The 25,033-nt window shown below is 68.4% G+C and carries 24 protein-coding genes; 2 read left to right on the forward strand and 22 right to left on the reverse strand.

Annotated elements, in window-relative coordinates; all coding sequences use genetic code 11:
• Positions 1–8: 8 nt before the first annotated feature.
• From JOE48_RS05620 to JOE48_RS05700, 17 genes are all read right to left on the reverse strand, one after another.
• Complete coding sequence (locus JOE48_RS05620; protein ID WP_245252721.1) at positions 9–314, reverse strand: DUF29 family protein; 306 nt, start codon at positions 312–314, stop codon at positions 9–11.
• Between the two features lie 40 nt (positions 315–354).
• Positions 355–1,098: a 1-(5-phosphoribosyl)-5-[(5-phosphoribosylamino)methylideneamino]imidazole-4-carboxamide isomerase gene (hisA, locus tag JOE48_RS05625; protein WP_210028563.1), complete on the reverse strand. Its 744-nt coding sequence runs from the start codon at positions 1,096–1,098 to the stop codon at positions 355–357.
• Between the two features lie 37 nt (positions 1,099–1,135).
• Positions 1,136–1,795: an imidazole glycerol phosphate synthase subunit HisH gene (hisH, locus tag JOE48_RS05630; RefSeq protein ID WP_210028564.1), complete on the reverse strand. Its 660-nt coding sequence runs from the start codon at positions 1,793–1,795 to the stop codon at positions 1,136–1,138.
• Positions 1,796–1,814: 19 nt separating this feature from the next.
• The gene (locus JOE48_RS05635; protein ID WP_210028565.1) at positions 1,815–2,300 is read right to left on the reverse strand and encodes a DUF2628 domain-containing protein; all 486 of its coding nucleotides are present in this window, start codon (positions 2,298–2,300) and stop codon (positions 1,815–1,817) included.
• A gap of 66 nt (positions 2,301–2,366) precedes the next feature.
• Positions 2,367–2,954, reverse strand: a complete 588-nt coding sequence (gene hisB / locus JOE48_RS05640; protein WP_192710855.1) for an imidazoleglycerol-phosphate dehydratase HisB — start codon at positions 2,952–2,954, stop codon at positions 2,367–2,369.
• An 84-nt stretch (positions 2,955–3,038) separates the two neighbouring features.
• Entirely contained in the window at positions 3,039–3,914 is an 876-nt protein-coding gene (locus JOE48_RS05645) for an S-methyl-5'-thioadenosine phosphorylase (RefSeq protein ID WP_210028566.1), read from the reverse strand.
• A gap of 299 nt (positions 3,915–4,213) precedes the next feature.
• Positions 4,214–5,128: a cytochrome c1 gene (locus JOE48_RS05650; RefSeq protein ID WP_210028567.1), complete on the reverse strand. Its 915-nt coding sequence runs from the start codon at positions 5,126–5,128 to the stop codon at positions 4,214–4,216.
• Between the two features lie 18 nt (positions 5,129–5,146).
• Positions 5,147–6,433: a cytochrome b gene (locus JOE48_RS05655; RefSeq protein WP_210028569.1), complete on the reverse strand. Its 1,287-nt coding sequence runs from the start codon at positions 6,431–6,433 to the stop codon at positions 5,147–5,149.
• Positions 6,434–6,448: 15 nt separating this feature from the next.
• On the reverse strand, positions 6,449–7,033 hold the full coding sequence (petA, locus tag JOE48_RS05660) for a ubiquinol-cytochrome c reductase iron-sulfur subunit (protein ID WP_245252722.1): 585 nt from the start codon (positions 7,031–7,033) through the stop codon (positions 6,449–6,451).
• Positions 7,034–7,211: 178 nt separating this feature from the next.
• Positions 7,212–9,077 (reverse strand): ABC transporter ATP-binding protein, encoded by a 1,866-nt coding sequence (locus JOE48_RS05665; protein WP_210028573.1) that lies wholly within the window; start codon positions 9,075–9,077, stop codon positions 7,212–7,214.
• 91 nt (positions 9,078–9,168) lie between these two features.
• Positions 9,169–9,753: an AprI/Inh family metalloprotease inhibitor gene (locus tag JOE48_RS05670; RefSeq protein WP_210028574.1), complete on the reverse strand. Its 585-nt coding sequence runs from the start codon at positions 9,751–9,753 to the stop codon at positions 9,169–9,171.
• Positions 9,754–9,913: 160 nt separating this feature from the next.
• On the reverse strand, positions 9,914–10,738 hold the full coding sequence (locus tag JOE48_RS05675) for a succinate dehydrogenase iron-sulfur subunit (protein WP_210028575.1): 825 nt from the start codon (positions 10,736–10,738) through the stop codon (positions 9,914–9,916).
• A gap of 85 nt (positions 10,739–10,823) precedes the next feature.
• Positions 10,824–12,641: a succinate dehydrogenase flavoprotein subunit gene (gene sdhA / locus JOE48_RS05680; protein WP_210028577.1), complete on the reverse strand. Its 1,818-nt coding sequence runs from the start codon at positions 12,639–12,641 to the stop codon at positions 10,824–10,826.
• Between the two features lie 32 nt (positions 12,642–12,673).
• Positions 12,674–13,093 carry a succinate dehydrogenase, hydrophobic membrane anchor protein gene (gene sdhD, locus JOE48_RS05685; protein ID WP_210028579.1) on the reverse strand — a complete coding sequence of 140 codons (420 nt, stop codon included), beginning with the start codon at positions 13,091–13,093 and terminating at the stop codon, positions 12,674–12,676.
• 10 nt (positions 13,094–13,103) lie between these two features.
• Entirely contained in the window at positions 13,104–13,505 is a 402-nt protein-coding gene (sdhC, locus tag JOE48_RS05690; protein ID WP_192710865.1) for a succinate dehydrogenase, cytochrome b556 subunit, read from the reverse strand.
• 129 nt (positions 13,506–13,634) lie between these two features.
• Positions 13,635–14,936, reverse strand: coding sequence for an SLC13 family permease (locus JOE48_RS05695; protein ID WP_312893088.1), 1,302 nt, complete (start codon positions 14,934–14,936; stop codon positions 13,635–13,637).
• 794 nt (positions 14,937–15,730) lie between these two features.
• Entirely contained in the window at positions 15,731–17,224 is a 1,494-nt protein-coding gene (locus JOE48_RS05700; RefSeq protein WP_210028580.1) for an AMP nucleosidase, read from the reverse strand.
• Positions 17,225–17,335: 111 nt separating this feature from the next.
• Between JOE48_RS05700 and tsaA the strand changes: the two genes are divergently transcribed.
• Positions 17,336–17,833 (forward strand): tRNA (N6-threonylcarbamoyladenosine(37)-N6)-methyltransferase TrmO, encoded by a 498-nt coding sequence (gene tsaA, locus JOE48_RS05705; protein WP_210028581.1) that lies wholly within the window; start codon positions 17,336–17,338, stop codon positions 17,831–17,833.
• Positions 17,830–18,522, forward strand: coding sequence for a GDSL-type esterase/lipase family protein (locus JOE48_RS05710; RefSeq protein WP_210028582.1), 693 nt, complete (start codon positions 17,830–17,832; stop codon positions 18,520–18,522). The genes tsaA and JOE48_RS05710 overlap by 4 nt, the downstream gene beginning before the upstream one ends.
• 117 nt (positions 18,523–18,639) lie before the next feature.
• Here JOE48_RS05710 and guaA read toward each other — a convergent pair whose 3' ends face one another.
• The 5 genes from guaA to JOE48_RS05735 all read right to left on the reverse strand — a co-directional run bounded on the left by guaA (position 18,640) and on the right by JOE48_RS05735 (position 24,949).
• Positions 18,640–20,196 (reverse strand): glutamine-hydrolyzing GMP synthase, encoded by a 1,557-nt coding sequence (gene guaA / locus JOE48_RS05715; protein ID WP_210028583.1) that lies wholly within the window; start codon positions 20,194–20,196, stop codon positions 18,640–18,642.
• Between the two features lie 304 nt (positions 20,197–20,500).
• The gene (locus JOE48_RS05720) at positions 20,501–20,920 is read right to left on the reverse strand and encodes a hypothetical protein (protein WP_210028586.1); all 420 of its coding nucleotides are present in this window, start codon (positions 20,918–20,920) and stop codon (positions 20,501–20,503) included.
• Positions 20,921–21,837: 917 nt separating this feature from the next.
• Positions 21,838–23,229, reverse strand: coding sequence for an NTP/NDP exchange transporter (locus JOE48_RS05725; RefSeq protein ID WP_210028587.1), 1,392 nt, complete (start codon positions 23,227–23,229; stop codon positions 21,838–21,840).
• An 84-nt stretch (positions 23,230–23,313) separates the two neighbouring features.
• The gene (locus JOE48_RS05730; RefSeq protein WP_210028588.1) at positions 23,314–24,054 is read right to left on the reverse strand and encodes an NADPH-dependent F420 reductase; all 741 of its coding nucleotides are present in this window, start codon (positions 24,052–24,054) and stop codon (positions 23,314–23,316) included.
• Positions 24,044–24,949 carry an aldo/keto reductase gene (locus JOE48_RS05735; protein ID WP_210035585.1) on the reverse strand — a complete coding sequence of 302 codons (906 nt, stop codon included), beginning with the start codon at positions 24,947–24,949 and terminating at the stop codon, positions 24,044–24,046. Before JOE48_RS05735 ends, JOE48_RS05730 begins: the two co-directional genes overlap by 11 nt.
• Between the last annotated feature and the right edge of the window lie 84 nt (positions 24,950–25,033).

A 25,033-nucleotide genomic window follows, 5' to 3' on the forward strand; every position in this document is an offset into this window, starting at 1 on the left:
CTTCGGGATCAATCGCGAACGAGCGATCGATGATGTCCTGATAGGTGTCGGGACAGGTTTCTGGGAAGCGCTTGACGACCAGACCCGTTTCTTGCGCGGCACTTCAACATGGGCGGCAGCACGTTTCGCAACGCGCGCACCCGACTGGCGAACTGGCTCTTGCCCGAGCTCGCGATCTCCTCCGCCGGGTTCTCGCGATCCAGGCCGGAGAGTTCGCCCGACCGCAGGCGCGCGCTCTGCTCCTGGGTCCCGGTGTAGAAATCATCCGCGTAGGCCGTTCCGGCCGGAGCCGGCCGGGTCTTCAACGCCGTCATCGAAGCCTCCCGCGTCGGCGCCACCACGGCCGATGGTCTATCACGAAGCCGAGCCGCGCGCCGCAGCGATCGCCGCCAGCGCCGCTTCCGGATCGATGCGGCCGTCGTAGAGGGCCCGCCCGGTGATGGCGCCGGCAATCAGCGCGCAATCCGGCTGCAGCAGGCGATGCACGTCGTCGATCGCGGCGAGGCCGCCCGACGCGATCACGGGGATGCGCACCGCCTGGGCGAGCGCCAGAGTCATCTCGACGTTGAGGCCCTTCAGGATCCCATCGCGGGCGATGTCGGTGTAGATGATCGCCGCAACGCCCGCATCCTCGAACCGGCGCCCCAGCTCCTCGGCGGTCATGCTGGAGGTCTGGGCCCAGCCCTCGACCGCGACGCGGCCGTCCTTGGCGTCGATGCCGACCGCGATCTTGCCCGGATACTTGCGGGCGGCCTCCCGGACGAAGCCGGGGTCGCGAACCGCCGCGGTGCCGATGATCGCCCGGGCGACGCCCTTGCTCAGCCAGCCCTCCAGGGTTTTCATCTCACGGATGCCGCCGCCGAGCTGGACCGGGATCGTCACGCGCGCCAGGATCGCTTCGACGGCCTCCGCGTTCCGCGGCGCACCCGCGAAGGCGCCGTCGAGATCGACCACGTGGAGCCAGGGGAAGCCCTGCGCCTCGAAGATCGCGGCCTGGGCCGCCGGATCGTCCCCGAAGACCTTGGCCTGCGCCATGTCCCCCTGGATCAGGCGGACGCAACGCCCCTCCTTCAGGTCGATCGCCGGGTACAGGATCACGGGCGGTTTTATCCTTCTTGCCGGAGCCGAACGGCGCTCACGGGCGCCAGTTCAGGAAGTTTGCGATCAGCGCGAGGCCGAGCCGCTGGCTCTTCTCGGGGTGGAACTGCGTGCCGGCGACATTGCCACGGGCGACGAGGGCGGTGACCGGGCCGCCGTACTCGGCGCGCGCCACGACATCGTCCGGGCACTCCGGCGTCAGCGCGTAGCTGTGCACGAAGTAGGCGTGCAGCCCGTCCTCGCCGGTCGGGATGCCGGCGAGCAGCGCGTGGTCGCGCTCGGCCCGCAGGGTGTTCCAGCCCATATGGGGGACCTTGAGGGCCGGATCCGACGGTCGGATCGGGCCGACATCGCCGGGGATCCAGCCGAGGCCCGGCGTGGTGGTGTATTCGAGCCCCCGGGTCGCCAGGAGCTGCATGCCCACGCAGATCCCGAGGAACGGGCGCCCGGCCGCGTGAGCGACCTGCGTCATCGCCTCGACCATGCCGGGAACGGCGTCGAGCCCGCGGCGGCAATCGGCGTAGGCCCCGACGCCGGGCAGCACGACCCGGTCGGCCCCGGCGACGACCTCCGGGTCCGACGTCAGGCAGATCCGCGCGTCGCGTCCACTCTCGCGGGCAGCGCGCTCGAAGGCCTTGGCGGCGGAATGGAGGTTGCCCGATCCGTAATCGATGATCGCGACGGTCTCGGCACTCATGCGCGTCTCGCCCGAAGACTCATCGAGCGCCTTCCTGGGCAGGGAACAGGCCGATCACCGGCTCGGCGCGCCGGCTCGGACCGCTGGGGAATGGCGCGCGCGGCGCGGTCGGGCTCGAGTCCAGCCACCGGCCGATCGCGCGGCCCTCCGCCTCCTCGGGCGTCGCCGCGATGACCGCGTCGCGCACCGGCCAGCCGCGCCGCGCCAGCGTCCAGCGGCGCAGGCTCGACGCTTCGAGCCCGATCAGCCATGCGGCCAGCAGCGTGGCGATGAGGCCGGCGCCGGTGGGCAGCCCGAAGGCGATCCCCGCGCCGGCCAGCGCGACCAGGCCGACGAGCACGGCCAGCGCCGCGATCCACAGCCGGTGATACAGGAACCATAGAACGGTGAAGGCGAAGGCCGGCCATACGAAGCCGTCCGGCACGAGCACGGCCCGGTCAAGGCCGATCGACTCGCCCGGCCGCGCGTCGGCGGGCAGGTGGAGCGTGTAGCTGCGCATCCGCATCACGGGACTCCGGCTAGGTCGCTCCACGTAAGCCGGGCGGCTGGGCGGAGCTTGATGACGACAGGTCTACAGGGAGCCCTTCGTGGAGGGAACGCGCCCCTCCTCGCGCGGATCGATCGCCACTGCCTTCCGCAAGGCGCGCGCCAGTCCCTTGAAACAGCTCTCGGCGATGTGGTGCGCGTTGTCGCCGTAGAGGGTCTCGACATGCAGCGTCAGCCCGGCATTCATCGCGAAGGCCTGGAACCACTCGCGCACCAGTTCGGTGTCGAAATTGCCGATCTTCTCCACCCGGAAGGCGGTGCGGAACACGAGGAACGGTCGACCGGAGATATCGACGCAGACGCGGGTCAGCGCCTCGTCCATGGGCAGGTGGATGTCGGCGTAGCGCGTGACGCCGCGCTTGTCGCCGAGCGCCTTGGCGAAGGCCTGGCCCAGCGCGATGCCGCAATCCTCGGCCGAATGGTGCTGGTCGATGTGGAGATCGCCGTCGACCTTCACGTCGAGATCGAACAGGGCGTGCCGCGCCAGCAGATCCAGCATGTGGTCGAGGAAGCCGATGCCGGTCGCGATCGTCGATCGCCCGGTCCCGTCGAGCGAGACCGTGACCGCGATATCGGTCTCCGCGGTCTTCCGGCTGATGGTGGCGCTGCGCATTTCAATCTGGGCTTCGTGTCTGGGACGGCTCCGGCCGCCCGCGCCTTCTAGAGGGACTCTCGCCGGAATGGAAAGGGCGCCTGCCTATTGGTGCAGCACCCGACCGGCCACAGCCTCGAGCTTGGCCAGCAGCGCGGGGTCGCGGACAGACGGCGCGGTCATGATCGCCCCGTCGAGGGCCCGATGCGAGCCCGCCGGGCAGGGCTCGCGCTCGGCCGGGAAGTCCTGTGCCAGCCGGGACACCAGCCGGGCCGCCTTGTCGGCGTTGGCGCGGGCGACCGCGATGACCGAGGCCACGTCCACGGCGTCGTGGCCCGGGTGCCAGCAATCGTAATCGGTGACCATCGCGATGGTCGCGTAGGTGATCTCCGCCTCGCGGGCGAGCTTGGCCTCGGGCATGTTGGTCATGCCGATCACGTCGAAGCCCTGCGCCCTGTAGGCCCGGGATTCGGCGAGCGACGAGAATTGCGGTCCTTCCATGCAGACATAGGTGCCGCCGCGATGCACCGCGATGTCCTCCGCCCTGGCGGCGTTCGCGATCCGCGCCTGCAGGCCCGGCCCGACGGGATGGGCCAGGGAGACGTGGGCGACGCAGCCATCGCCGAAGAACGAGGAGTCGCGCCCGTGCGTGCGATCGACGAACTGGTCGACGAGCACGAACAGGCCCGGCGGCAATTCCTCGCGGAACGAGCCGCAGGCCGAGAGCGCGACGAGATCGGTGACCCCGGCCCGCTTCAGCGCGTCGATATTGGCGCGGTAGTTGATGCCGGACGGCGAGAGCCGGTGCCCCCGCCCGTGCCGGGCCAGGAACACGACCTTGGTGTCGCCGATCCGCCCGATGCGCAAGGCATCCGACGGCTCGCCCCAGGGTGAGGCGACCCGCTCCTCGCGCACGTCTTCCAGTCCGGGCAGGTCGTAGACGCCGGACCCACCCATCACCCCGAGGACCGCTGCCGTCATGCCTGTCTTCCTGCACTGTCAGTGACGCTGCGCGAGCGCCGCGATCCCCTGCACGCCCTCATCCTGAGGTGCCGGAGCGAAGCGGAGGCCTCTAAGGAGACCTCCAGAGGGCGCGGCGATCCCTGGAGCCCGCCTTCGAGGCCGCTGCGCAGCACCTCAGGATGAGGGCGTGGATGGGAAGACCCGTCTCCCGCCAGCCGATCATCGCGACGGCCGACCGGTAGCATGGGGGAACGGCCCAAAAAAGATGGGCCCCCGCGAGGGAGGCCCATCCATGTCGTCGATCGGAGAGCGGCGCGTCAGTACGTCTTGTGCAGTTCCGGCTGAAGTCCGTGGACCTCGCCGCCGACATCGGCCCAGACCTTTTTCTTCACGTAGTAGAGCAGCCCCGACAGCACGATCAGGAACAGGATCACCCGGAAGCCGAGGGCCTTCCGGTCCATCATATGCGGCTCGGCCGTCCACATCAGGAAGGCCGCGACGTCCTTGCCGTACTGGTCGACCGTCTCGGGGACGACAGGCTGGCCCTGGTCGGTCTTCGGATAGCTCACCTGCCCGTCGGTGATCGGCGGCGGCATCGCGATGATGTGGCCGGGATAGTACTTGTTGTAGTGGCCGCCATCCGGAACCGCAAAATCCTTCGGCGGCTCCTCGTAGCCGTTGAGCAACGCGTGGATATAGTCGGGGCCCTGTTCCGAATAGCCGATGAACGGAAGCCAGTCGGTCAGGAAGTACAACGAGCCACGGGAGAAGGTCCGCGCCTTGGCGATCACCGAGAAGTCGGGCGGCGCCTTGCCGCCGTTGGCCGCGGCCGCCGCCTGATCGTTCGGGAAGGGCGGCGGCAAAGTGTCGGCCGGTCGGGCGGGCCGGTCGAACATCTCGCCGGAATCGTTGGGCCCGTCCTTCACCTGATAGGTCGCCGCCAGGGCCTTGACCTGACCGGCGTTGAAATCCGGGCCGCCCTCCTGCGCGAGGTTGCGGAAGGAAACCAGCTTCATCGAATGGCAGGCGGAACAGACTTCCTTGTAGACCTGGAAGCCGCGCTGCAGCTGCGCGGTGTCGAAGCGGCCGAACACGCCGGCGAAGCTCCAGTTGACGCGGGCTGGGATCGGGCCGCCATGGCCTTCCTGGGCGCCGACCGGCGCTGCGGCGCCGATCAGCAGGACCGCCAGGGCGGCAGCAGCTTTGGTCGGGAGGACGCGGGTCATCATCATGGTCCTGTCGTCAGCCCGTCAGCCCTTGGTGGTCGGAGCGGCGGCGGCGCCCGCCGGCATGCCGGATCCGCTCACCTGCTTGCCCGGCCCGGTGACGGTCTCGAGGATCGAGCCGGGGAGCTTCTTCGGCGTCTCGAACAGGCCGCAGAGCGGCATGACGATCAGGAAGTGGGCGAAGTAATAGGCGGTGCAGATCTGCGACGCGATCACGTAGCCGCCCTCGGGAGGCTGCGAGCCCAGCCACCCGAGCAGAAGGGTCGCGCCAATGAACGCCCAGAAGAACTGCCGGTAGATCGGCCGGTAGTTGCAGGAGCGAACCTTGGACCAGTCCAGCCACGGTGCGAATGCCAGGATGATCACCGCCGAGAACATCAGGATCACGCCGCCGAGCTTGCTCGGGACCGCGCGCAGGATCGCGTAGAACGGCAGGAAGTACCATTCCGGCACGATGTGCGCGGGCGTCACGGCGGGGTTGGCCTGGATGTAGTTGTCGGCATGGCCCAGGAAGTTCGGCTGGTAGAACAGGAACCAGGCGAACAGGATCATGAACACGCAGGTTGCGAACACGTCCTTGATGGTCGCGTAGGGGGTGAACGGCACGGTGTCCTTGCCCGACTTGATCGGGATGCCGGCCGGGTTGTTCTGGCCGGTCACGTGCAGCGCCCAGACGTGCAGCACGACGACGCCGGCGATCATCCAGGGCAGCAGGTAGTGCAGCGAGAAGAAGCGGTTCACGGTCGGGTTGCCCACCGAGTATCCGCCCCAGAGCAGGGTCTGGATCGTGTCGCCGACCACCGGGATCGCGGCCAGGATGTTGGTGATGACCGTGGCGCCCCAGAAGCTCATCTGGCCCCAGGGCAGCGTGTAGCCGAGGAAGGCGGTCGCCATCATCAGCAGGTAGATCACGACGCCGAGGATATAGAGGACCTCACGCGGCGCCTTGTAGGACCCGTAATACAGGGCCCGGAACATGTGGACGTAGACAGCCACGAAGAACATCGACGCGCCGTTGGCGTGCGCGTACCGCAGCAGCCAGCCGTAATTCACGTCCCGCATGATCTTCTCGACCGAGTTGAAGGCACCGGTCGCCGAGGGCTCGTAATGCATCGCCAGCCATACGCCGGTGATGATCTGGATCCCCAGGAACGCCGCGAGGATCGCGCCAAAGGTCCAGAAGTAATTCAGGTTCCGCGGAACCGGGTAGGCGATGAAGGACGAGTGCACCAACCCGGCAAGGGGCAGGCGCGCCTCGAACCACTTGGCCACCCGGCTCTTGGGGACGTAGGTGCTGGCCGTTCCGCTCATGCTTCCGTCCTCCCCTCAGGCCGCTTCCTTGCCGCCTTCGCCGATCCGGATCTTGGTGTCCGTCTCGAAGGCGTAGGGCGGGATCGGCAGGTTGATCGGCGCCGGTCCGTGGCGCACGCGCCCCACCGCGTCGAATTGCGAGCCGTGGCACGGGCAGGCCCAGCCCTCGAAATTGCCCTGGTGGCCGATCGGCACGCAACCGAGATGCGTGCAGTTGCCGTAGACCACCAGCCACTGATCGTGACCATTCTTCACGCGCGTCGTGAACGCGGCCGGGTCGATCATGGCCGAGAGCGGGACCGCCTGCATGTCGGTCAGTTCCTTGGCGGTCAGCTTGCGCACGAAAATAAGCTTGCCGCGCCAGAAGACGTTGACGATCTGCCCGTCCTGGATCGGCGTCAGATCGACCTCGATCGGGGCGCCGGCCGCGATCGTTTCGGCATCCGGCGCCATGGACGATATCAGCGGCCAGGCCGCGGCCGCGGCCCCCACCGCCAGCCCGGCGCCGGTAGCCAGGAACAAGAAGTCACGACGGCTGCCCTCGGACCCGGAGGCCGCAGGAGCGGCTGCAGATGTGTTCGCCAAGATTCGGAACTCCATGCGTCGGCGTTAGGGCCGCAGGCGCCCTGCCCTGATCTCCCGGTCGGGCCAGGATCAAAGCATTATCGTTCTAAAGCGAGCAATGAGACCGTCTGCCGCTCCCAAGTCAAGCGGCGGTTTGCACCGCAGCGATAGAGCCCTGCCAAGTTTGTCGTGTTATGTTGCCGCCCTTGGTGCATCAGGCCACGGCGCTGTCATATTGGGCCGTGCCGTCGTCGAGAAAGCCGCCCGACTGGCGGGACCACAGACCGGCATAGACGCCGCCCCGAGCGACGAGTTCGGCGTGAGTCCCCTCCTCGATGATCCGGCCCTGGTCGATCACCACCAACCGGTCGAGGGCCGCGATGGTCGACAGGCGATGCGCGATCGCCAGCACGGTCTTACCGGCCATCAGCGTATCGAGCGACTCCTGGATCGCCGCCTCGACCTGACTGTCGAGAGCCGAGGTCGCCTCGTCCAGGATCAGGATCGGCGCGTCCTTGAGCATGACGCGGGCGATGGCGATGCGCTGGCGCTGTCCGCCAGACAGCTTGACCCCGCGCTCGCCCACCTGGGCGTCGTAGCCCCGCCGCCCCTTGTGATCCACAAGATCGGCGATGAACCGGTCGGCATGGGCCAGCCGGGCGGCATGCTCGATGTCGGCTTGGCTCGCGTCAGGCCGGCCGTAGGCGATGTTGTCGCGGATCGACCGGTGCAGGAGGGACGTGTCCTGGCTGACCATCGCGATGGATTCGCGCAGGGATTGCTGCGTCACGGCAGCGAGGTCCTGCCCATCCACGAGGATGCGCCCGCTCTCCACGTCGTAGAGCCGCAGGAGCAGGCTCGCCAGGGTGGACTTGCCGGCCCCGCTGATCCCCACCAGACCGACCTTCTCGCCGGGACGGATCGTGAGGGAGAAATCCTCGATCACTGTGGCGTCGCCGCGGCCGTAATGGAAGCCGACATTCTCGAACCGGATCTCGCCGCCCGTGACGGTGAGCGCGCGCGCGTCCGGCGCGTCGATCAGCCCGTGCGGACGGGACATCGTCTGCATGCTCTCCTGCACGACCCCGACATTCTCGAAGACGCCGCGGACGGTCTGCATCACCCAGCCGGACATGGCGATGAGCCGGAGGACCAGCGCGAGACCCGCCGAGGCCTCACCGGTGCTCATCCCGCCCCGCTGCCAGAGGACGAGGCAAGCCGCGCCGGTGGCGATCAGGAGCGCGCTGTTGAGGAGGCCGAGCAGGCTGGTCGTCAGCGTCACCAACCGGAACTGGAACAGGTAGGCGTCGGTGTGAACCTCGACCGCATCGCGCACCGCCGCGCGCTCCTCGCGGTCGCGCGCGAAGAGCTTGACGGTCAGGATGTTGGTGTAGCTGTCGACGATCCGGCCGATCAGGATCGAGCGGGTGTCGGCGGTCTTGTGCGAGCGTGCCCGCGCCCGCGGCACGAACCACATGGTCAGGCCCGCATAGGCGGCGATCCAGAGCAGCACCGGCAGGACCAGCCACGGCGAGATCGCGCTGAACAGCCCGACCGCGGTGATCGCGTAGATCGCCACGTAGAGGAGCGTGTCGATGAAGACGACGGCGAGTTCCCGCACCGCCGGTCCCACCTGCACGACACGGTTCGCCAGCCGCCCCGAGAAGTCGCCCTGAAAATACGAGAGTGCGTGACCGAGCGTGTAGAGGTGAGCGCGCCACCGGATCTGGCTGGTGGATTGCGGCACGACGAGCTGGTTCGACAGCACCTCGTGGGCCCAGATCGACAGGGGCCGGATCACCGCGACGAGCACGACGACCACACCGAGTTCGACCGCGTGGTCCGACAGCACCGTGGCCCGATCGGCTGTGCCGAGCAGGTCGATGAACCAGCGCATCACGAGATAGAGCGACGCCTCGACCGTGCCGGCGATCACCGCGATGACGAACAAAGCCGCCAGGGCGGCGCGGATCGGGCGCAGGTAGAACCAGGCGAAACCGAGGATCGACCGCGGCGGCATCCGCGCCTCGTCGAAGGGCGCGAACGGATCGACGCGGCGCTCAAGCCAATCCAGGAACATGTCTATGGGGGCGCGATGCGGCGGGATCCCTTCATGTAAGCGCGACCTCCCGCACGCCAACCGTGCGCCTTGGTCGCGCCGCCGCCCCGCCTCAGCGGTTCAGGGCCAGCGCGGCACCCGACTTGGTCAGCGCCCCTTCCAGGCCGCCGCCGCCCTGGCGCAGCCGCGCCGCCACCGAGCCGCCCGGCTGATACAGGTAGACCTCACCGTCGCGGAAATCCCAGGCCGAGACCCGGGACAGGTCCTTGTTGGGGCAGCCCGCCGCGGACGCCTTGTAGAGGTCGAGAGCCGGCGCGCTCGACAGCGTCACCTTGCAGTTCGCGCCCGTCGCATCCCGGGCATCCCAGCTGCCCACCACAGAGGCGCGTCCGCTGGTGACGACTGGCGGCGGCGGCGACGGCGGGGCGACCGGTTCCGCAATGACGGTCGGGCCGGCCGGGGACAGCGCGGCCTGGGCACCGGGCGGAGGCGGCGCGTCCGGGCTCGCCGACACGCCCGGCGGCGGCGCCAGCGGCGCGGCTGTCACGGTGCCCGACGGGACGGCCGGCACGGCGTCAAGGGACGCCTGGGGCGACGGAGCGCGGGTGCGCGGCCCGTCGAGACGGCTCGAAGCGCAGGCGCCGAGGCTTGCGCCCAGACAGAGGATGGCGAACGTCGACAGGCTCGGGCGCAGCATCGGTCCACTTGGGTCAGGTTGAAGGCGCAGTCGCGATTGCCCCCCTGACTCCGTGCCAATTGCGCTGGCCGCAAGGCGGTATCCTCACCCGCGCTCGACTCCGCTGCGGAGAGGCCGCCTTTTCGGACCGGTGTGGCCGTCAGGCCTCAGAAGCCTGCAATCAGAGCGTGCGCTCGACCATCATCTTCTTGATTTCCGCGATGGCCTTCGCGGGATTCAGGTTCTTCGGGCAGGTGTTGGCGCAGTTCATGATCGTGTGGCACCGATAGAGCCGGAATGGGTCGTGCAGCCCGTCGAGGCGGTGGCCGGTGTTCTCGTCGCGGGAATCGATCAGCCAGCGATAGGCCTGGAGCAGCGCGGCCGGGCCCAGGAACTTGTCGCCGTTCCACCAGTAGCTCGGGCACGAGGTGCTGCAGCAGGCGCACAGGATGCACTCGTAGAGACCGTCGAGGCGCGAGCGGTCCTCCGGGGTCTGGCGCCACTCCTTCTCGGGCGCCGGCGTCTCGGTCTGGAGCCAGGGCTCGATGGCGGCGTGCTGCGCGTAGAAGTTCGTCAGATCCGGCACGAGGTCCTTGAGGACCGGCATGTGCGGCAGCGGGTAAATCCGGATCGCGCCGTCCTTGTCCTTGCGGGTCAGGAGCGGCAGGGCGTTGTCCGGGCTCTTGCACTCGTCGATGCCTATCGTGCAGGCCAGCGCGTTCTGGCCCTCGATGTTCATCGCGCAGGAGCCGCAGATGCCCTCGCGGCAGGAGCGGCGGAAGACCAAAGTCGAATCGACCTTGTTCTTGATCCACAGCAGCGCGTCGAGGACCATCGGGCCGCAATCCTCGCGGTCGACCTGATAGGTGTCGATCCGCGGATTGGCGCCGTCATCCGGGTTCCACCGGTAGATCTTGAAAGTCTGCAGGTTCCTGGCACCGGGCGGGGCCGGCCAGGACTTGCCCGGCGTGATCTGCGAGTTCTTGGGAAGGTTGAACTGGGCCATGGAATTCGACGGCTTCCGCTAGAGCAGAATGCGGCGGCCGGAAGAGCAATGCTCCACCGGCGCAAGGGTTGTGCGGATTTTCAGATCAGTACACGCGTGCCTTCGGCTCGATGTACTGGATCTCGTTCGACATCGTGTAAGTGTGCACCGGACGATAATCGATGTTCACCTGATGGCGTCCCTCATCGAGCCAGGACAGGGTGTGCTTCATCCAGTCCTTGTCGTCGCGGTCGGGGAAGTCCTCGCGGGCGTGGGCGCCGCGCGATTCCTTGCGGTTGGCGGCCGATTCCATCGTCACCACCGCCTGGCCGATCAGGTTGTCGAACTCCAGGGTCTCCAAGAGGTCGGTGTTCCAGACCAGGGACCGGTCGGTGATCTTCACGTCGGCGGCGGCGTTCCAGACCTTGTGGATCAGGCCCTTGCCCTCCTCCAGCACCTCGCCGGTGCGGAACACGGCGCAGTTGTTCTGCATCGTCTTCTGCATCTCGGCGCGGAGCTCGGCGGTCGGCGTCGAGCCGTTGGCGTAGCGGAACCGGTCCAGGCGCTCGAGCGCCTTGTCGGTGGCGCCCTTCGGCAGCTCCATGGCCCGGCCGTTCGGCTCGACGATCTCGGCGCAGCGCTTGCCGGCGGCGCGGCCGAAGACCACGAGGTCGATCAGCGAGTTCGAGCCGAGCCGGTTGGCACCGTGGACGGACACGCAGGCCGCCTCGCCGATCGCCATCAGGCCCGGAACCACCGTGTCGGGATTGCCGTCGCGCAGCGTCAGCACCTCGCCGTGATAGTTCGTCGGGATACCGCCCATGTTGTAGTGGACGGTCGGGATGACCGGGATCGGCTCCTTCGTCACGTCGACGCCCGCGAAGATCCGCGCGGATTCCGAGATGCCCGGCAGGCGCTCGTGCAGGATCTTCGGGTCGAGATGGTCGAGGTGCAGATAGATGTGGTCCTTGTCCTTGCCGACGCCGCGGCCGTCGCGGATCTCCATGGTCATGGAGCGCGAGACCACGTCGCGCGAGGCGAGGTCCTTGGCGGACGGGGCGTAGCGCTCCATGAAGCGCTCGCCCTCGGAATTGGTCAGGTAGCCGCCCTCACCGCGGGACCCTTCCGTGATCAGGCAGCCCGCGCCGTAGATGCCGGTCGGGTGGAACTGCACGAACTCCATGTCCTGCAGCGGCAGGCCGGCGCGCAGCACCATGGCGTTGCCGTCGCCCGTGCAGGTATGGGCTGAGGTCGCCGAGAAGTAGGCGCGGCCGTAGCCGCCGGTCGCCAGGATGGTCATCTGGGCGCGGAAGCGGTGGATCTCGCCGCTCGCCTGATCGATGGCAATGACGCCGCGGCAGCGGCCCTCCTCGTCCATGATCAGGTCGAGGGCGAAGTACTCGATGAAGAAGTCGGTCTGATTCTTCACCGCCTGCCCGTAGAGGGTATGCAGCATCGCGTGGCCGGTCCGGTCGGCCGCCGCGCAGGTGCGCTGGGCGGTGCCTTTGCCGTAATCCGTGGTCATGCCGCCGAACGGACGCTGGTAGATCTTGCCCTCCTCGGTGCGGGAGAACGGCACGCCCCAGTGTTCAAGCTCGTACACGGCGGCGGGGGCGTTGCGCACGAGGTACTCGATGGCATCCTGGTCGCCGAGCCAGTCCGATCCCTTCACGGTGTCGTACATGTGCCAGCGCCAATCGTCCGGGCCCATGTTGCCCAGCGAGGCCGAGATGCCGCCCTGTGCCGCGACGGTGTGCGAGCGGGTCGGGAACACCTTGGTGATGCAGGCTGTGCGCAGGCCCGCCTCCGAGCAGCCCACCGTGGCGCGCAGGCCCGCGCCGCCCGCGCCGACGATCACCACGTCGAAGGCGTGATCGTGGATCGTGTAGGCAGGCCCGCTGCCGTTTGTGCCGTTGGCGGCCATGTTCGGCTCCTCGAAATTCGTGATGACGGGGTTCAGGCCGGCTGTCCGAAGCCAATGCGCAGCACCGCGTAGACGCAGGCGACGGCCACCAGGACCGCGTAGACATTGTTGGCGAACACGGCGACGATCTTGGTCGCCTGCGCGTGGACGTAATCCTCAATGACCACCTGCATGCCGATGCGCATGTGGAGCGTGACCGACAGAAACGCCAGGATGAGGATGATCGAGACGAAAGGGTTCGCGACGACGTGGACTGCGTCCGCATAGCCTCGACCGGACATCCGAGCGACGATGATTACGAAGGACAGCATCAGCACGGTATTGGTCACTGCGGTAATTCGCTGCAGCCACCAATGGCCGACGCCGTGATGGGCGACGCCGAGACCCGCGACGCGGGCGCGCGGGGTGCGGATCGAGACGCTGGTGTCCTGCCGGACCTGTTCCTTGGCCATGCCGACCTCCTCAGCGGACCAGAAGGGCGACCGCCCAGATGACGAGGGTCAGCACCGTCGACCCGATCAGGGTCAGGCGCGAGAGGGCGAGACGCTTCTCGCGATCGAAGCCGATCCCGAAATCCCACGCGAGGTGGCGCAAGCCGCCGAGCATGTGGTGCATCAGGATCCAGGTGTAGACGAACAGGATCAGCCGCCCGATCAGCGAGCCGAAGAACCCGGCGACGTAAGAATAGGCGACCGGTCCGGAAGCCAGTGCGACGAGCCAGATCGCCACCAGCGCAGTCCCGCCGTAGAGAGCGGTGCCGGTGATGCGGTGAAACACCGACATCGCCATCGTCCAGGTCCAGCGATAGATCTGGAGATGCGGCGACATCGGCTGTGCCACTGTCGGGCGGGCGGTGGGTGCCATCGGGTTGAAGCCTCGCAGCTGCGAACTGGACCGTCTCTAATCTGGTAGCGCTAGTGGCTTAGGGAGCAAGCCGCAATGCGTCATGCTGCAACGCAATGTGGCACGCTTGGCGACACTAAACGGATTCTGTCACTTCAGAACTCCCAGGAACTGCCACCACGCGAAGTCGAGGGGGGCGGCCACCAGGAGCGAGACGAGGCCGAAGCTCATGGTGAGGCGTGTCGCGTCGCGGAGCCGGACCCCGCCGAGTTCGCTGGCGAACACGATCGGCGGCGCCTGATAGGGGAAGAACACGGTCGAGTAGCCGATCACCTGGAGGGAGACGACCGCCAGGGGTGACAGCCCGCTGGCCTGCGTCATCTCTCCGGCCAGCGCGGTGTAGAGGGCCGGCGCGCCGTTCGCGGTGACAAGCAGCGTCAGGATCGTGGCCAGGCCGGTGAGCACGGCGAAGTTCTGGACCGGCGCGCCCGGCTCCAGCGGCGCGATCGCGAGCAGCAGGTGACCGAGGCGCTCACCCAGGCCGGTCTCGTTGACGAGCGCCACGAGGCCCAAAAGCGCCGCGATGTAGAAGCAGGTGCGCAGATTGACCTGCTGGAAGGCTTCGGGGGCAAGGACGCCGACCCGGGGCAGCAGGCAGATCACGGCCGCGGCCAGGCCCACCCAGGCCGGCGCGAGGCCATGCAGGCTGTCGGTCATCCACAGGGCCAGGGTGCAGGCCAGGATCGTCGCGAGGCGCCGCTCGGGGAGCGAGAGCGGCGGCAGCGCCGGCAGGGCTGGGACGCTCCGATCGAGCCGATCAGGGAACAGCCGCACGGTCAGCGCCACCAGCAACACCCCTTTGATCACGGCCAGGACCGGCGCGTGAAGGAGGAAGTAGGACAGATACGAGAGATGCAGGTCGAGCAGACGTTCCGCCGAACCGGCCATGACGAGGTTCGGCACGTTGGCCGGTAGGATCGCGGCGGATAGAATCGGCGTCGCCACGCCGACAGCCAGGACCGCGCCGGTCCGTCCGGGGCGCCCGAGGGCAAGGCCGAATGCGTCGCAGAGCGCCAGAGTCACGGGGATCATCAGGGCGATCCGGCCGAGGTTCGACGGCATCACGAAGGCGATCAAGAAGCTCAGGGCCACCAGCCCGGCGATGAAGCGCTCGTACGAGCCTGACAGACGCAGGGCGAGCGCACGGGCCATGCGAGCCCCGAGCCCCGTCCGTGTCATGCCCTGCCCGACCACCATCCCGGACAGGACGAGCCAGAACGCCGAGGCCGAGAATCCGGAGAAGACCGTGCCGGCGCTGCCGAGACGCAGGAGCATCGCGATCCCGAAGAAGGCGAGCGCGGTGACGATCTCGGGCAACAGCGCCGTGGCCCAGAGGCCCATGCACAGCAAGAGCAGAGCCGCCGTCGCCGGAACAACCGCCACTCCGCTCACCCGATCCTCCGCACCGCCCCGCCCGATGGAGGCGGCATCCTGGCCGGTCTGGACCGGTTCGCAATTCGGAAGATTTAGACCGAGCCTTCGTCACAGACGAAGGCAGCGTCGCCTCCAAGCCTTCGCGGCGCTACGGCATCCGATCGATGGCCGAGCGCGGCCCGTACCGAGAAGCCCCGGCCGCGGACGGCCGCGGGCTCGATACCGCGAGGCTCGGTCCGGGCAGGCCGTCCGGCTCAGTATCCGTAGCCGCGACAACCGCATGAGACCGGATTGTAGGCACCGTGGCAAGACCCGGAGGCGCAGTTGTCGCAGTCGACGCCGCCCCGGTTTCCGATCGCGCCGACCCAGCCCGCGTTGTCGAATCCGCCGTTGCGGAAGCTGCCGGCGCCGGTCACTTCGGCGGCGCCCACCCCGGCACCGCGGAAGCCTCCGACTCCCGCTCCGGATCCTCCCGCACGCGCGCCGCCGAAGCCGCCGCTTCCGAACCCGCCACCAGGATATCCGCCGCCGAAGCCGCCGCCGTGAAATCCGCCCCGGCCGAAGCCGCGCGGATCCGCGCTGCCCGGGATGAGGGCCACCGCAGCCAGGAGTGCGGTCGATGCCAATGCCAAACGCTTCAATGGACCATCCACCGTGATGAATGGTCTCTGGCCCTCAAACCGCGCTGAACTCCCGGGTATCCAAGCTTGAGTATTGCGGCCGGCATGTTAGTCGGTCGCTGTGCCGGAAGCCACATGACGTCTCGGCAACAACGCTGCAGTGCGCCGGGATGCGGCGCCTTGCCGGTCGATTCACCGGAACGGCGGCTCGTCGAAACTGCGCAGCTTGCGCGAGTGCAACCCGTGCCGGTCGGCGCGCAGCACGTCGAGGGCCGCGAGCCCGACCCGCAGATGCTCCGAGACCGCGCGGTCGTAGAAGGCGTTGGCGGCGCCCGGCAGCTTGATCTCGCCGTGCAGCGGCTTGTCCGAGACGCAGAGCAGCGCGCCGTAGGGGACGCGCAGGCGGAAACCCTGCGCGGCAACCGTGCCGCTCTCCATGTCGACCGCGACGGCCCGCGACTGGTTGATCCGCCGCCGCTCCTGGCTGAAGCGCAGCTCCCAATTGCGATCGTCGTAGGTCACCACCGTGCCGGTGCGCAAGCGCCGCTTCAAAGCATCGGCCTGCTCGCCCGTCACCGACGCCGCGGCGCTCTGGAGCGCGAGCTGGATCTCGGCCAGTGCCGGCACCGGGACGTCCGGCGGCACGAGTTCGTCGAGGATCCGGTCGCGGCGCAGATAGGCGTGCGCCAGCACGTAGTCGCCGATGGTCTGCGACTGGCGCAGGCCGCCGCAATGCCCGACCATCAGCCAGCAATCCGGACGCAGCACGGCGAGGTGGTCGGTGATCGTCTTCGCGTTCGAGGGGCCGACGCCGATATTCACAAGGGTCGTCCCCTGCGCGGTCTCGTCGGCGCCGCGCGCCACGAGGTGGTAGGCCGGCATCTGGTGGCGGTGCCAGGGCGAGGCCGCGATCACCGCCGCGGGATCGGCGTCGGCGGCCTCGGCCCGGCTCACCGAAACGCCGCCCGGCAGGACCAGCCGCTCGAAGCCCTCCGCGCCGGAAGCCAGACGCTCCAGCCCGTGGCGGACGAACTGGTCGACGTAACGGTGGTAATTGGTCAGCAGGATCCAGGGCTGGACGTCGCGCCAGTCGCAGCCGGTGTAGTGCACGAGGCGCCGGAGCGAGTAGTCGACCCGCACGGCGTCGAACAGGGCCAGCGGCAGCGGCTCGCCCGCGACCTGATCGAAGGTGCCGTCCGCGATCTCGTCCCCAACCAGCGACAGGAGCGGGACCGGGAAGTAGGTGGCGAGATCCGCGCCGTCGACGGCCCGGCCGCCCGCGTCGAGCCCGGCTTCGAGGACGTAGGGATAGGGGATTTCCTGGGCGCCGAGGCCGACCTCGATGGCGACGCCGTAATCGGCGATCAGCGGCTCCAGCTGCCGGGCGAGATAGTCGCGGAAGAAGGCCGGATGCGTCACCGTCGTGGCGTAGGTACCGGCAGCCTGGAGCTTGGCGGTGGCCCGCCGGACGCGCGGCAGCGGCCCGTCCGGGCGGTAGCTGATCCGCAATTCGGGGTAGCGGAAGGCGAGGCGCTCCGTGGCGTCGGGCGGTGGCCCGCCCGCGAGGTAGCGCTCCAGGGCCTTCCGCAGGGCGCCCGCCGCATCCTCGTACAGCTCGACCAGGCGGTCGATCGCGGTCCCGGCATCCGCCACCGCCTGCATCGGCCGCAATTCCTGTTCAATCATGAAGCCTCCGTCGCTGGCCCGCTCTACACCCCCGACCGCAACGGGGCGAGATGCGGGCTTGCAGGCGCCGGCCCCTTGGCCGACAAGCCGGCCCGATCACAGCGAGGCGGCATGGACGCGGGCGAATTTGGAATCCGTCCCGGCGAGGAGATGGCGGCCCTTCCCGCGACCTTCGACGCCGGACTCCACTTCATCGGCCGGTTGCGCACGCCCTGGCGGGATCGCTCCGACTGCCCGAAGAACGGGCTCCAGACCGACGACGTCTGCACCGTGGAGGTCGATCCCGCCTGCGCGGCCGGCCTGCGCAACATCACGGGCTGCACCCACCTGATCCTCCTCTACTGGATGGACCGGGCGACGCGCGGGCTCTTGGTCCAGCAGCCGCGCCACGCCGACGGCCCCCGGGGCACGTTCTCGTTGCGCTCGCCCGCACGTCCGAACCCGATCGCCCTGTCGGTGGTGGAGCTGATCGGGCGGGAAGGTGACACGCTGCGGGTGCGCGGCCTCGACTGCCTCGACGGAACGCCGCTCCTCGACATCAAGCCCTATTACGCCTCCACCGATGCCCGGCCCGAGGCTCGGGTCGACCGTGCCGGGGCCGAGCCGTGAGGCGTGTCGCCCTCCTGATTCTCGGTGCGCTCGCCCTGTTGGCGATCGGCGGCTTCGCCGGGTGGCGCCTGCATCGGCCGGGGGCCGACGCGCGGGCCTATGCCGAGATGCGCCTGATCGCCGTGCAGGTGAGCCTCGACGAGGCGCCGCCGGACTACGCGTTCTGGGCGGGCGATTCCCAGGTGGAGCTGCAGCCCGGCAGCCAGCGGCCCTGCGGGCTCGAATTCCTCAACGGCGGGATCAGCGGCGCGACTGCGGCCAGCTACGCGGAGTACCTCGCGCGCCTGACCTTCAAGGTCCAGCCCCGGCTCGTCGCGCTGACGATCGGGACCAACGACATCCTGGTGAAGAACAATCCAAAGCTCCACAAGCCGACGGAGCAGTTCGAGGCTGCCGCGGAGGCGATCATCAAGCGGCTCCAGGCCTTGAGCCCACGCGTGGTCGTGACCGCCCTCCCCCCGGTCGGACGCGAGATCGGCAAGCTCGTCGACGCGGGCGCGGTGGCGGATTATTCGCACCGGCTGCAGAACCTGTGCGGCCGGCTCGGCTGCAGCTTCTCCGACCCGTTCGCGTCCCTGCGCGACGGTGACACCGGCTACGCCAAGCCCGGCGCCTTGCGGGACGGACTGCACTTGGCGGCGTTCCGGCCGGCGTTGAAGGCGCTCGAGCCAGCACTCTGCGCGCCGTAACGGCGAGTGCCTCGTCGTTGCGATCGGAGCGAAGCAATCCAAGGTGGCGCCACGGTCCGAAGCGTCACGCCGCCCTGAGTCCCGTCGCTCCACGCGCGATGACGGCTTCGGACTTGCTCACTCCCACTCGATGGTGCCGGGCGGTTTCGAGGTGATGTCGTAGGTCACCCGGTTGATGCCCTTGACCTCGTTGATGATGCGGGTCGCGACCCGGCCCAGGAAGGCCATGTCGAACGGGTAGAAGTCGGCGGTCATGCCGTCGACCGAGGTGACGGCGCGCAGCGCGCAGACGTGATCGTAGGTGCGCCCGTCGCCCATCACGCCGACGGTCTTCACCGGCAGGATCACCGCGAAGGCCTGCCAGATCGTGTCATAGAGCCCGGCCTGCCGGATCTCGTCGAGATAGATCGCGTCGGCCTTGCGCAGGGCCTCCAGCTTCTCGCCGGTGATCGTGCCGGGGCAGCGGATCGCCAGACCCGGGCCGGGGAACGGGTGGCGGCCGACGAAAGCCTCGGGCAGTCCGAGTTCCTTGCCGAGCACCCGAACCTCGTCCTTGAACAGCTCGCGCAGCGGCTCCACGAGCTTCATGTCCATGCGCTCGGGCAGGCCGCCGACATTGTGGTGGCTCTTGATCGTCACCGATGGGCCGCCGGTGAACGACACGCTCTCGATCACGTCCGGGTAGAGCGTGCCCTGAGCCAGGAACTTCGCGCCGCCGATCTTCTTCGACTCGGCCTCGAACACGTCGATGAACAGGCGACCGATGGTCTTCCGTTTGATTTCCGGGTCGCTGACGCCTTCGAGCGCCGTCAAGAACATTCCCGACGCCTCCACGTGGACCAGCGGGATGTTGTAGTGGTCGCGGAACAGGGCCACGACCTGCTCGGCCTCGCCGAGGCGCAGGAGCCCGTGATCGACGAACACGCAGGTGAGCTGGTCGCCGATCGCCTCGTGGATCAGCACGGCCGCCACGGCCGAATCGACGCCGCCCGACAGGCCGCAGATCACCTTCTCGGAGCCGACCTGCGCGCGGATCTTGGCGATCGCCTCCTCGCGGTAGGCGCCCATGGTCCAGTCGCCCGAGCAGCCGGCGACGTCGCGAACGAAATTGCGGATCAGCAGGGCGCCGTGGGGCGTGTGCGCCACTTCCGGGTGGAACTGCACCGCGTAGTAGTTGCGGGCCTCGTCGGCCACCGCCGCGAAGGGCGCGTTCTTGGAGATCGCCACGGTGGTGAAGCCGTCCGGCAGCTTGGTGACGCGGTCACCGTGGCTCATCCAGACCGGGTACTTCTCGCCCTTGTGCCAGACGCCGTTAAACAGCGGGCAATCAGCCAGGATCTCGACCTCGGCCCGACCGAACTCCGCGTGATGCCCGCCCTCGACGGCGCCGCCGAGCTGGGCCGCCATGGTCTGCTGGCCGTAGCAGATGCCGAAGACCGGGACGCCCGAATCGAAGACGAGCTGCGGCGCCCGGGGCGAGGCTTCGACGGTCACCGATTCGGGCCCGCCGGACAGGATCACGCCTTTCGGCTTCTGCTCGCGGAACGCGGCCTCGGCCTTCGTGAAGGGCACGATCTCACAGTAGACGCCCTCCTCCCGCACCCGGCGTGCGATGAGCTGCGTCACCTGAGAGCCGAAATCGACGATCAGGATCTTGTCGTGGTCGGTGTTCATCGCGGGCGATTATCCGAAGGCCGGCGCGGGTGCAACGCACAAGTCCGCCTTGTCAGGTCTTCGGAGGTGCGACCGCGGAATTCGAGTCGAGGGCGACACCCCCTATTGTCCGCGTTCGATCCGTCATCCCGAAGCCGCGCAGCGGAACTCGGGATCCACACCCGTCGATCCGCCAAGCACGGTTTTTAGGACGAGGAACCGGATTCCGGAACCTGCTGCGCAGTCCCGGAATGACGATGCGTGACGACATCGCGCGAAGCCATGCCGGTCAGGCCGATCGGGATCGGACCCGACGCGTGCACGCTCAGTCGAAGTTGCGGACCTTGGCCGAGCCGCCGAGGCTGATGGCGGGCTTGGCCGGCGCGCCAGCGAGGCTGACCTTCTTCTGGCCCGGCTGCGTCTTGGCGCGCAGCTCGGGCGCCGCGGCCGGTGCCGGCTTGGACGGCTTCAGATGCGCCTGCCCGTGGATCACAGAGCCGATCTCCCCCGCCGCCCTGACAAGGTCGTCGCGCTCGCAGGAGCGGGCGACCTTCAGCCCGAGCTTGTGCATGTGGCTCTTGCCGTAGAGGTAGGCGGCGAGCTGGGCGCGCTTCAACGGGGGGATCTGCTCCAGGATCAGCGGCAGGTCGAAATCGTCGGCCCGGTATACGGAGCCCAAAACCTCCAGGCTCACGGGGCAATCGACTTCGGGCTCGGCGCCGCTGGTCGGATGCGATTGCGTCATGGATGCCTCTCGGGAGTCGACGGGTCGGGAGGAGGGTCGGATGCCCCGGAGCCGGGGTCGAGTTCAACCCCTATTCGGACGGCGAGGTCCGCGACCCGATCCTGGGGCGTAGCAGGGGCCGGCTCTGCGTCGGGCTTCCAGGCGCCGAGGCAGCCGGTGCAGACGGATTCGATCACCGCACGCGCATGCGCCTGCCGTCGCGCCCACAGTGTTTCCCGGGCCGCGCGTGCCGCCTCGGCATCCGACAACGGCCGGATTCGGATGAACAGCGGCTCCTCGGCCGAGGCCGGAGCCGGAGCCAGGGCAAGGAGCCCCATCACAGCGAGGCGGCGAACGCGTGCTCGCCGCAGTCCCGGGCCGGGCGACGAAGCGCAACTCATGCATCCCTCCCGGTGGAACAAGTCTGAGATCTCGCGCGGCAGGGTAAATCGCCCCTTAACGCGCTTCGCCGGCCATGCCGAGGGGCCGGGCGTCGGATCCAGAAGGTCTGGAGCGGCCCGCCCCCGGATCCGGAACTTCGATGCGCGGCGTCGGTAGAACCAGAGGTTGATCGACCGAAGGACTGTTCCATGCCTCAGATGTTCGACTGGATCTTCTTTGCCATCGTGCTCCCATTTCCGGCTTTCCTGGTGTGGGACTGGATGCAGCACCGTTAGCGCGCGGCTCGCGGCTGCCCAAGCGGCACGGGTGTCCGAGGTCCCGACGTGATGATAGGGGCGAGTCCGACCGCAGCCCACCCAACGATCCCGCGCGGCGGGACGGCGGGTCGCGGACTGCTTAACGACTCGTTAACCGGCCGCGGACACACTTTCTTCACCGTTCCGGAGGGCTGCCCATGACGCTTCAGGTCATCGCCCAAGCCGTTGCCGCTCTCCTCTCCGCCTTGGCGTTGCGCCGGGGCGTGCAGATGCCCGGGCTCAAGCCCGTTCCCGCGCGGAGGAAGCCGAGGCGGGACTGAGCGCCTCCGTCCGTCCGGCCTCCTCCGAGGCGTCGGCGCGCACCGGATCCTGCGCCATCCGACGCAGCTCCTGCGCGCGCCCGAGCCAGAGGCTGTTCATGAGCCACACGATCGACAGTGGGACAGCGGCCCCGGCAATGCCGGCGCTGCCCAGGCCGATCCCCTCGATGCCGGTGAACGACCACGCGCCGACCTGGTCGCCGAGGCGATAGACGACTGTGTCGATGAAGCTTTTCGCCTTGTAGCGGTCCTCGCGCGGGACGACCGTGAACAGCACTTCCCGGACCGGGCGGGCGATGGCGAAGTTCCCGGCCCGGCGCAGGACCTGGAAGGCGACGATGATGCCGATCGTCGGCCAGGCCGCGAGGGCGGCGAAGCCGAGGATGCTGAACGCCGGCAGGATCGCGAGCGTCAGCGCCACGCCCAGCCGGTTCACGATCCGCCCGGTCAGGAACAGCTGGACGCCGAGCGTCAGCACGTTCACCGCCAAGTCGACGCTGGCGAAGAAGGCCGTCTGGGCGGCGCGATCCGGAAAGCTGCGCTTCGCGATGCCGGCCTGCTCGAAATACAGAAAGGTCGACGTCACCGAGAACAGCAGCAGGAACAGGGAGATGTTGAGCAGGTAGGGCGACGCGAGGGTCCGGGTCACGCCCGCCAGCACGCTGCCACCGATCGTCCGGTCCTGACCGCTCTCCGCGCTCGATTCGCTGCCCGGGACCTCGTGCAACCGGGTCGACAGCGCCGCGAGCCCGCGCATGCAGAACACCGCGATCTCAAGAAGCACCACCGCGCCGAGCATCAACCCCCAGGTCGGAACGTTCTTGGCGAGGATCGCGGTGGTCGCCGAACCCGCGATGGCGCCGAGCGTCGCCCCGGCGGCGATGAAGCCGAACAGGCGCTTGCCCTGCGCGTTCGAGAACACGTCCACGATCGTGGCCCAGAAGATCGAGACCACGAACAGGTTGAAGATCGACAGCCAGACGAAGAACACCCGGCCGATCCAGACAGCCCAGTCCGGCGGCGCGAGATAGAGCGTGAGCGCGAAGGCCAGGATGTTGCCCGCGAAGAACCGGTAAGTGATCGGCACGAACCGGGCTCGCGGCATCCGCTTCACGAGGTAGGCGAAGGGCAGATTGAGGCCGAGCATCCCGACCAGGGTGGCTGTGAACAGCCAGGGCAGGTTCTCGATCCCACCCGCAACGCCCATCTGGTCGCGGATCGGGCGGAGCATGTAATAGGCGGCCAGGATCGAGAAGATGTAGGCCCAGGACCACGCCAGCGCTCTGCCTTCCCCGGGCTGAACGTCGATCAGGCGGGAAAGCGCTGTGCGGGCGCCGCGGGAATCAGCCACGGGGCTGGTTGCGTCTCGGGCCTTCGGCGGCCGGGGCGTCCGTGCCGATTCGTGCGCGCAGCACGCATATCGCCTGAGCGCGCCTCATTGTCCGAGCCCCAGCTTCGCGCGGAATTCCGGCGCGGTCACCTCCTGGCCGAAACCCGGTGTACCGATGGCGACGCGATCCGCATCCTTGAGCGTGCCGATCACGACCGGGTCGAAACCGGCATCTCGGACCAGCCCCTCGGCAACCTTCAGGGCGGCGGGATCGTCGCCGGCGATCGGCATCGCCATACGGCCTCCGGCGCGGTCCCGCCCGCCATTCGCGCCCTCTTTCGCGAAAATCTTGTAGTTGGCGGAACTGAAGGCCCGCACCAGCTTGGCATCCGGAAAATACTTGGCGGAAGTCATGCCGATACCGTTCGCCTGAACCTCGTCGTAGAGGGCCCCATCGCGCTTTTGCGTGGCATTGCCAGCGTCGAGCACGACCTTGCCCTTCAGGGCCGGCCCGATCTCCTTTGCGAGGTCCGGATAGGCCTTGTAGGGAACGGCGATGAACACGGCATCGCCGAACGTGATCGCCTCTTCGGGCGTACCGGCCTTGGCCTTCGGCCCAAGTTCCGAGACCATCGCGGACAGCTGCTCCGGGTGGCGGGAGGCGAACATCACCTCGTGCCCATCCTTGACCCAGAGGGTCCCGATCGTGCCGCCGATGTTCCCCGCTCCGATCACGCCGATGCGGATCTTTTCCCCGTCCTGCGCCAGGGCCGGGAGCGCGGCGACCAGGGACAGACCGGCCGCCAAGGTAAGCGCCGCACGGCGCGTGGTACGATCAGACCGCATCAATGAAGGCCTCCATCTGCTTGCGCTGTGCCGGGTCCGGGAGGCTGCCCCGGGCGGCCCCGAGGTTGTCCTCGACATACGAGGCCTTCGCCATCCCGGGGATTGGGCAGGTCACGGCCGGGTTGCCGAGCACGTACTTGAGGAAGAACTGCGGCCAGCTGGTGCAGCCGAGGTCCTTGGCGACGGCGGGCAGTTCCTTGCCCTGAACCGCCTTGAACAGGCGGTCGCGGCCAAACGGCACGTTGGTCATCACGGCCATGCCGCGGTCGGCCGCTAACGGAATGACCCGCTCGGCCGCTTCCCGGTTGTCGATGGCGTAGTTGACCTGGATGAAGTCCAAAGTCTCGCGCTTCATCACCTCCGCGAGGGCCTCGAGCTGGTTGTCGCGCCAGACCGTGACGCCGACGTAACGGATACGCTCGCGGCTCTTGAGGTCGCGCAGGACCGCGAGGTTCTCGGTCACGTCGATCAGATTGTGGACGGCCACGAGATCGAGCGCATCCACCTTCATCCGCTTCAGCGACCGTTCGAACTCCGCGAGCGTCGCCTCGCGGCCGGTCGTGTCGACCTTGCTGGCGAGGAAGATCTTTCGGCGCAGTCCGGGGTCGGCCAGGATAAGGCCGAGCACATCCTCGGCCGTGCCGTAGCTCGGTGCCGTATCGATCACCGTGCCGCCGAGCGACACGAAGGTCTGCACCGCGTCCTTGAGCGGCGCGACCTTCTCGGGCGTCGGCTCGACCTCGTAGCGCCGGGACGTGCCAATGCCGATCGCCGGAAGCATCTCGCCGGTCGAGGGTATCGGGCGGCGGATCAGTTGCTCCGCGGCCGAGGCGGAACGTGCGACGAGCGGCGCGAGCGCCGCCGCGGCGATAACGGCGCGACGTGTTACGGTTATGGCCGACCTCCGGGGAGTCAGGACGCTGAACCGAGATAGGGCGGGGTCCGGCGCATGTGTATTCGTTATTCTCACTCTTGCGCG

The organism is Methylobacterium sp. PvR107 (assembly GCF_017833295.1).
Lineage (GTDB): Bacteria > Pseudomonadota > Alphaproteobacteria > Rhizobiales > Beijerinckiaceae > Methylobacterium.

Coding starts and splice junctions, on each gene's coding strand:
- JOE48_RS05620 (WP_245252721.1), bottom strand. CDS start 314: ATGACGGCGTTGAAGACCCGGCCGGCTCCGGCCGGAACGGCCTACGCG.
- hisH (WP_210028564.1), bottom strand. CDS start 1,795: ATGAGTGCCGAGACCGTCGCGATCATCGATTACGGATCGGGCAACCTC.
- JOE48_RS05635 (WP_210028565.1), bottom strand. CDS start 2,300: ATGCGGATGCGCAGCTACACGCTCCACCTGCCCGCCGACGCGCGGCCG.
- hisB (WP_192710855.1), bottom strand. CDS start 2,954: ATGCGCAGCGCCACCATCAGCCGGAAGACCGCGGAGACCGATATCGCG.
- JOE48_RS05645 (WP_210028566.1), bottom strand. CDS start 3,914: ATGACGGCAGCGGTCCTCGGGGTGATGGGTGGGTCCGGCGTCTACGAC.
- JOE48_RS05650 (WP_210028567.1), bottom strand. CDS start 5,128: ATGATGATGACCCGCGTCCTCCCGACCAAAGCTGCTGCCGCCCTGGCG.
- JOE48_RS05655 (WP_210028569.1), bottom strand. CDS start 6,433: ATGAGCGGAACGGCCAGCACCTACGTCCCCAAGAGCCGGGTGGCCAAG.
- petA (WP_245252722.1), bottom strand. CDS start 7,033: ATGGAGTTCCGAATCTTGGCGAACACATCTGCAGCCGCTCCTGCGGCC.
- JOE48_RS05665 (WP_210028573.1), bottom strand. CDS start 9,077: ATGTTCCTGGATTGGCTTGAGCGCCGCGTCGATCCGTTCGCGCCCTTC.
- JOE48_RS05670 (WP_210028574.1), bottom strand. CDS start 9,753: ATGCTGCGCCCGAGCCTGTCGACGTTCGCCATCCTCTGTCTGGGCGCA.
- JOE48_RS05675 (WP_210028575.1), bottom strand. CDS start 10,738: ATGGCCCAGTTCAACCTTCCCAAGAACTCGCAGATCACGCCGGGCAAG.
- sdhA (WP_210028577.1), bottom strand. CDS start 12,641: ATGGCCGCCAACGGCACAAACGGCAGCGGGCCTGCCTACACGATCCAC.
- sdhD (WP_210028579.1), bottom strand. CDS start 13,093: ATGGCCAAGGAACAGGTCCGGCAGGACACCAGCGTCTCGATCCGCACC.
- sdhC (WP_192710865.1), bottom strand. CDS start 13,505: ATGGCACCCACCGCCCGCCCGACAGTGGCACAGCCGATGTCGCCGCAT.
- JOE48_RS05700 (WP_210028580.1), bottom strand. CDS start 17,224: ATGATTGAACAGGAATTGCGGCCGATGCAGGCGGTGGCGGATGCCGGG.
- tsaA (WP_210028581.1), top strand. CDS start 17,336: ATGGACGCGGGCGAATTTGGAATCCGTCCCGGCGAGGAGATGGCGGCC.
- guaA (WP_210028583.1), bottom strand. CDS start 20,196: ATGAACACCGACCACGACAAGATCCTGATCGTCGATTTCGGCTCTCAG.
- JOE48_RS05720 (WP_210028586.1), bottom strand. CDS start 20,920: ATGACGCAATCGCATCCGACCAGCGGCGCCGAGCCCGAAGTCGATTGC.
- JOE48_RS05730 (WP_210028588.1), bottom strand. CDS start 24,054: ATGCGGTCTGATCGTACCACGCGCCGTGCGGCGCTTACCTTGGCGGCC.